Genomic DNA, 6,589 nt, shown 5'->3' with positions numbered 1-6,589 from the left:
AGGCTGATAAGGTAATGGCATTGTACTACTTTGAGGAGTTCCTCACTCATAGCTTCCGCTCTGTAGGAATAGCGTTCAAGCACAGTTATTTTAAGGACAAGCATCCAGAGCTTAATGAGCAAATAACCACTTGGCTTATGTCACCTCATACTCAGCAAACCTTCCTACAAGCTACAGAGAACCTGCTTCTTTCGGATATAGAACTGGAGGAAGAAGTATTGTTATCCTTAGAGAATCTGTATAATCAATTGATGTATTTAAAAAAAGAAGGAATTGAGGAATAAAAGGTTTATATCCCTAGTCATTCTAAAACTTCAATTTACTTTTTACTTTGAGAGAAAATTTATACCTTTGTAGGTTTAGAAATAGCACTTATGGAGATAGCCCAGTATGTATTGGATTTTGTCAATCAGACTCATCGCTGTATTTTTCTTACAGGAAAGGCAGGAACAGGGAAGACGACGCTATTACACCGTATCATTACGAATACTTACAAAAATGTAATGGTAGCAGCCCCTACAGGAATTGCAGCCCTCAATGCCAAAGGTGTTACGCTACATTCGCTTTTCCAACTTCCTTTGGCAACTTTTATTCCTTATTCTTCAGGGAAAAATATTTCTTCTGAATATATAAATATAGTTACTCCTACGGCATTACTCAAGCAACAAAAAATAAATTCCTATAAAAAGAAAATTCTTAGAAAGTTAGAACTTCTTATTATAGATGAAGTAAGTATGCTCAGAGCGGATACTCTGGATATGGTGGATACAGTGTTAAAGTCTGTACGGGCTTCTTCGGAACCTTTCGGAGGGGTTCAAGTGCTTTTTATTGGAGATTTGTTACAGCTTCCTCCAGTGGTCAAGCCTCAAGAGTGGGAACTTTTGCAAGATTATTACAAAGGAATTTCTTTCTTTCACGCCAAAGTAATAGAAGAAAGACCCTTGTTATACCTAGAGCTGGAGAAAGTATATCGTCAGGAAGATGAACGTTTTGTTCAGATACTTAACCACTTGCGTACCAATGAGATAACTTCAGAAGATAAGAGAATTCTACAAAAATATGTGAATCCGACTTTTAATCCTTCTCATAATGAGGGATTTATAACTCTTACAACTCATAATTATAAAGCAGACCAGCTTAATCAAAGGGCTTTTAATGAAATAAAGGCAAAAGAATTTCACTACGAGGCTGAAATAAAAGATGATTTTCCTGAATATCTTTATCCATTAGAGAAAAAATTATCTCTGAAAGTAGGAGCACAAGTAATGTTTGTAAAGAATGATTTGGATACTCCCAAGCGTTATTATAATGGAAAGATAGGAGAGGTTATTTTCTTATCAGAGGAAGAAATTCACGTCAGGTTAGCTGATGAAGATACAGTGATAGAAGTCGGTAAATATATTTGGGAAAATATCCGCTATAAGAATGACCCTAATACAGAGCAAATTACCCAAGAGGTATTGGGTACTTTTGTACAATATCCTTTGCGATTGGCTTGGGCGATTACAGTTCATAAGAGTCAAGGACTTACTTTTGATAAAGCGATTATTGATTTGGAGGATGTTTTCGCTTCTGGGCAGGCTTATGTGGCACTTTCTCGCTTGCGAAGTCTGGAAGGATTGGTTCTTTTGTCTTCTTTTACCAATCAAGAGCTTCATACGGCTTATGATGTTCTAAACTATGCTTCTCAAAAGGAAAAAATAGAAAACTTACCAGCTCTACTCTCTTCAGATAGAAAATCTTTCATAGAGAAAGAAGTATTATGTTCTTTCTCTTGGATACCTGTTGCCTCTCAATGGAGAATATTACTCAGTTCATACAAAGGAGATACTTCTCGTAGTGTAAAAAATCAGTTCAAAGATTGGGCAAAGGAACAAGCTCAGATTTATGATAATATCCTTATGCATTCAGAGAAATTTGTAAAACAGCTCAAAGGAATATTTTCTAATCCAGATTATGATATTCAGTTTTTATTAGAACGATTCCATAAAGCTTTTTCCTATTTTTTCCCTTTACTTGAATCGGTTGCTTTTAGTACTTTCTATACTCATTTACAGGTAAATGGGAAAAAACAAGTCAAAGCATTTATAGAGGAACTTACTTCATTAGAGGATATTCAAGTAGAGGCAATAACTCGGTTATTGAAGACAAAGGTTATTCTTGAATCATTAATAGAGACTGATGTCTTAGAGGGAAAAGCTTCTTTTGAGAAGGCAAATTCCTATAGAGAAACACTTCTAAATCGAGTATTAGATAAGTGGAGGCAAGACTCTCTAAGTGGGCAATTTGCTACGGTAGAAATGATGGCTCCTCTCCAAGAGAAAAAGCATAAGGAAAAGATTTCTACCTATCAGCAAACTTATGAACTTTGGCAACAAGGAATGTCAATTACTCAGATAGCTAATGAAAGGAAATTAACAGAAAAAACTATCTATGGGCACCTGAGCAAATTAGTAGAAGAAGGTATATTAGAGGTTACCTCTGTACTTCCTGTGGATAAAATAACAGATTTGGAAGATATATTCAAGGAAGATGTAGTAGGACAAACCCTTACTCAGCTAAAAGAACAAGTAGGGGAGGCGTATTCTTGGGAAGAACTGAAGCTATTTAAAGCATATCTTAAGTATAAATCGTTATCAAAAAAGGGAAGTTCTTAAGAACTTCCCTTAATATATTTTAGTAGATTATTTGCTTCGTTTGGCTGCTAAAATAATAGCATTATAAGCATTTACAATTTTTCCAGATTTACTAAGATTAGCAAAAGGAACTAGTTTAGGTTCTTTTTCTTCATTTTCCTCACCTATTAATACTTCTTTTATAGTAGGTGTTACTCCTGATTCCATTAGGATTTGTTTTACTTCTCGAGCCTTAAGGTTAGGGAAATAAGAACGAATAAGAGCAGCAACACCAGCCACCTCAGGAGCAGCCATAGAGGTACCATCTAAGAATTTGTATTTGTTTTCTGGGACTGTAGCATATATTTGTACACCAGGAGAGAACAAATCTACATTATTTTTTCCATAATTAGAGAAAGAAGCTACTAGATTCTCATTATATTCATAATTAAGAGCACCAATGGTAATCATAGTATCAGTAAATTCTTTTCCATTGATATTATCGTCAGGAAAAGAAAGCTGAGTATCAATATTTTTAGTGTCATTTCCAGCTGCATTTACAATAAGTACATCCTTTTCAGCAGCATACTTTAGCGCATCATATACCCACTGCTTATGAGGAGAGAAATCCTTTCCGAAACTAGTATTAATGACCTTTGCTCCATTATCAATAGCATATCGTAGGGCAAGAGCTACATCTTTATCATACTCATCACCATCAGGAACGGCACGAACAGGAAGGATACGAACGTGATCTGCAACCCCATCAATTCCTATTTTGTTATGTCGAACGGCAGCTATAATTCCTGCTACGTGTGTGCCGTGTAGGGCTCCATCGGCAGTGGGACCTACTACATTGTTATTTCCGTATATTCTGTCATTGATGTCATCAGGGTTGTCATTAAGGATAGCTCTAGGATTAAATTCTTTATTCAATCCATACTTAAGACGATCCTGATAGTGGGTAATAGCCTCAGAAAGTTCTTCTAAGGTATCCTTTACAGAAACACCATTATTGAGTAAGTAGGTTATGCCTCGTACTGCTGATAACAGTTGAACTGAAGTGGTGTCTATATTCTCCAAATCTTGTAAAGTATAGGTCTTTTTGGCTAAGTGAGCTTGGATCATAGCATCACTCTGGGAGATTCTCTCTTTAATCTGGGTATAAAGTTCTATTTTCTCTAGAGCTTCATCATATTGTTTTTTATATTTTTCTTCAGCTCTTTTGTAGTCAGGATTTTTCTTGTCTCCAGATTTTAGGATACGCACGTATTCTAGGTTTTCTTGGTTGATTTCTCCTAGAAAATTCCATCCGTGTACATCATCTACATAACCATTTTTATCATCATCTATCCCATTATTAGGGATTTCTTTGGGATTAGTCCAGATGATGTCTTTAAGGTCTTCGTGATTGATATCCACTCCAGAATCCACAACTCCAACAATTACAGTTTGTGCTTTTCTTCCTTTAAGAGCTTGATAGGCTTTTTCCAGACTAATACCTGGGTATCCAGAGGTAAGCAAGTCACGATGAGGCCATCCTTTAAGTTCCTCCTTAGAAGGTTTCTCAGGTATAGAAGGGATTGCTTTACCCTCAAAGGTTTCTAGGGGTAAAGAGGCAATCTTAGAAGTTCCTCCACAAGCCACTAGGAGCCCTGTGAAAGCAACATAAAAAATAGGTTTTGTTATATTCATACAGAATCTTTTAAAAAACGCGCAAAAGTACATCTTTTTTTATAAATAATCAATTTTTTCATAGTAGAATTAAAAAATACTTTTAAAGGCAAAATATATCAATAGAAATGATTACTTTTGTGCCTTTATAAGATAACTCATTTGTAATGGAAGAACTTATAAGCCAAGCAGTCTCTTTCTTGAAGGACGGAAAAGTGATTCTTTCTCCAACAGATACCATTTGGGGACTAGCTTGTGATGCTACTTCTGAAAAGGCAATAGCTAGGATACAAGAAATCAAAAAAAGAGATATAAGTAAGAATTTCATTCTGCTAGTCTCCTCACTTAGAATGCTTGAAAAATATGTAAAAGTACCTCAAGAAATTATTGCTTTCTTAGAGGCTGAAAAGTATCCAACTTCAGTAATCTATCAAAAGGTATATACTACAGAACTTCCTCTGGCAAAGGATCACTCTATCGCCTTTCGTATCGTACAGGATGATTTTTGTCAGGCTCTTATAAATGCCTTGGGAAAACCTATTGTTTCTACTTCTGCCAATATAAGTGGAGAGCCTAGCCCAGAGAATTTCTCTCAGATTACTCAGCATATTAGGGACTTAGTAGATTTTATAGTGCCTTATAATCAAGAAAATCAAGAATCTAAAACCCCTTCTCGGCTTATAAAAATGGAAAAAGGAGAAATAATATTTATAAGAAAATAAATCACAGCCAAAGATTAAAATATTTGAAAAAAAATATTATATTTGCACCAATCAAAATACTTATTTCTAATGAAGAGAGATCAACAAATTTTTCAACTTATTCAACAAGAAAATGAAAGACAATTACGAGGAATAGAACTTATCGCCTCGGAGAATTTTGTCAGCCCACAAGTAATGGAGGCAGCAGGTTCCGTACTTACTAACAAATATGCTGAGGGATACCCTGGAAAGCGTTATTATGGAGGATGCCAGATAGTGGATCAGGTAGAACAGTTAGCGATAGATCGAGCAAAGGCTCTTTTTGGAGCTGAATATGTGAATGTACAACCTCATAGTGGTTCTCAAGCTAATGCATCTGTATATGCGGCTTGCCTCTCACCAGGTGATAAGATTCTAGGATTTGATCTCTCTCACGGAGGTCACCTCACTCATGGTGCTTCTGTGAATTTTTCAGGGAAACTTTTCCAGCCTATTTTCTATGGAGTAGAACAGGAGACAGGTCTTCTGAACTATGATAAAATAGAAGAAATAGCTAAGAAAGAAAAACCTAAAATGATTATAGCTGGTTATTCAGCATACTCTCGTAATATTGATTTTAAGCGATTCAGAGAAATAGCTGATAGTGTTGGTGCTCTTCTTATGGCTGATATTGCACACCCTGCAGGACTTATTGCTAAAGGGCTCTTGAATGATCCTATCCCTCATTGTCATTTTGTAACCACCACTACCCATAAGACACTACGTGGTCCTCGTGGAGGAATGATTATGATGGGTAAGGACTTTGAAAATCCTTTTGGACTTAAAACTCCTAAGGGAGAAATTCGTATGATGTCTTCTCTGATAGACCTCTCTGTATTCCCTGGAAATCAAGGAGGTCCTCTAGAACATATTATTGCGGCTAAAGCAGTTTCTTTTGGAGAAGCTCTTTCAGATGAATTTTTACATTATGCAATTCAAGTACAGAAAAATGCTAAAAAATTAGCACAATTATTGGTCGAAAAGGGATATAATATTGTTTCAGGAGGTACTGAAAACCACTTAATGCTCATAGACTTGAGAAATAAAAATATTAGTGGTAAGGAAGCTGAAGCAGCTCTAGTAAAAGCTGATATTACAGCTAATAAAAATATGGTTCCTTTTGATGATAAAAGTCCTTTTGTAACCAGTGGAATTCGATTGGGAACAGCTGCTATTACCACAAGAGGGCTTAAGGAGGCTGATATGCAAATGATTGCTGACTATATAGATGAAGTAATCAATAATGCTAAGGATGAGAAACTTCTAGAGGGTATTGCTCAGAAAGTAAATAAATTTATGCAAGACAGGCCTCTTTTTGTTGGATAAATAACTCAAAATATAAATTAATTATAAGTTGCTGATTTTAAATTGGCAACTTTTTTATTGTGTATAAAAGTGTTATAAATAAGGTAAAAAATTTTTTTATCACTGAAAAAGTCGTATATTTGCACCCGCAAACACAAGATAATCGGGATGTAGCGCAGTTGGTAGCGTTCACGTATGGGGTGCGTGAGGTCGCTGGTTCGAGTCCAGTCATCCCGACTATTTTTTAATCTACTT

The 6,589-nt window shown here is 35.7% G+C and carries 4 protein-coding genes, 1 tRNA gene and 1 pseudogene; 5 read left to right on the top strand and 1 reads right to left on the bottom strand.

Features of this window, described 5'->3' with window-relative positions; all coding sequences use genetic code 11:
- A pseudogene (locus tag RYK20_RS10500) lies at positions 1 to 284 on the top strand (hypothetical protein); the annotation flags it as partial.
- A 90-nt stretch (positions 285 to 374) separates the two neighbouring features.
- Complete coding sequence (locus tag RYK20_RS10495; protein WP_314895382.1) at positions 375 to 2,657, top strand: helix-turn-helix domain-containing protein; 2,283 nt, start codon at positions 375 to 377, stop codon at positions 2,655 to 2,657.
- 27 nt (positions 2,658 to 2,684) lie between these two features.
- Here the strand turns inward: RYK20_RS10495 and RYK20_RS10490 are convergent, their stop codons facing one another.
- Entirely contained in the window at positions 2,685 to 4,310 is a 1,626-nt protein-coding gene (locus tag RYK20_RS10490) for a S8 family peptidase (protein WP_297980969.1), read from the bottom strand.
- Between the two features lie 146 nt (positions 4,311 to 4,456).
- Between RYK20_RS10490 and RYK20_RS10485 the strand changes: the two genes are divergently transcribed.
- The 3 genes from RYK20_RS10485 to RYK20_RS10475 all read left to right on the top strand — a co-directional run bounded on the left by RYK20_RS10485 (position 4,457) and on the right by RYK20_RS10475 (position 6,571).
- A complete protein-coding gene (locus RYK20_RS10485) occupies positions 4,457 to 5,011 on the top strand; it encodes an L-threonylcarbamoyladenylate synthase (protein ID WP_314895381.1) in 555 nt (184 codons plus the stop codon).
- A 69-nt stretch (positions 5,012 to 5,080) separates the two neighbouring features.
- Positions 5,081 to 6,355, top strand: coding sequence for a serine hydroxymethyltransferase (glyA, locus tag RYK20_RS10480; RefSeq protein WP_311456382.1), 1,275 nt, complete (start codon positions 5,081 to 5,083; stop codon positions 6,353 to 6,355).
- A gap of 143 nt (positions 6,356 to 6,498) precedes the next feature.
- Positions 6,499 to 6,571 (top strand) — tRNA-Pro (locus tag RYK20_RS10475).
- Positions 6,572 to 6,589 lie beyond the last annotated feature (18 nt).

The organism is uncultured Capnocytophaga sp. (assembly GCF_963525585.1).
Lineage (GTDB): Bacteria > Bacteroidota > Bacteroidia > Flavobacteriales > Flavobacteriaceae > Capnocytophaga.
The sequence above is the reverse complement of the archived record's forward strand: the minus strand, read 5'-3'. Positions and strand labels throughout refer to the sequence as shown.

Bases quoted from the DNA above. Each gene is read 5' to 3' on its own strand.
- RYK20_RS10485 (WP_314895381.1), top strand. From the start codon at position 4,457: ATGGAAGAACTTATAAGCCAAGCAGTCTCTTTCTTGAAGGACGGAAAA.
- RYK20_RS10495 (WP_314895382.1), top strand. From the start codon at position 375: ATGGAGATAGCCCAGTATGTATTGGATTTTGTCAATCAGACTCATCGC.
- RYK20_RS10490 (WP_297980969.1), bottom strand. From the start codon at position 4,310: ATGAATATAACAAAACCTATTTTTTATGTTGCTTTCACAGGGCTCCTA.
- glyA (WP_311456382.1), top strand. From the start codon at position 5,081: ATGAAGAGAGATCAACAAATTTTTCAACTTATTCAACAAGAAAATGAA.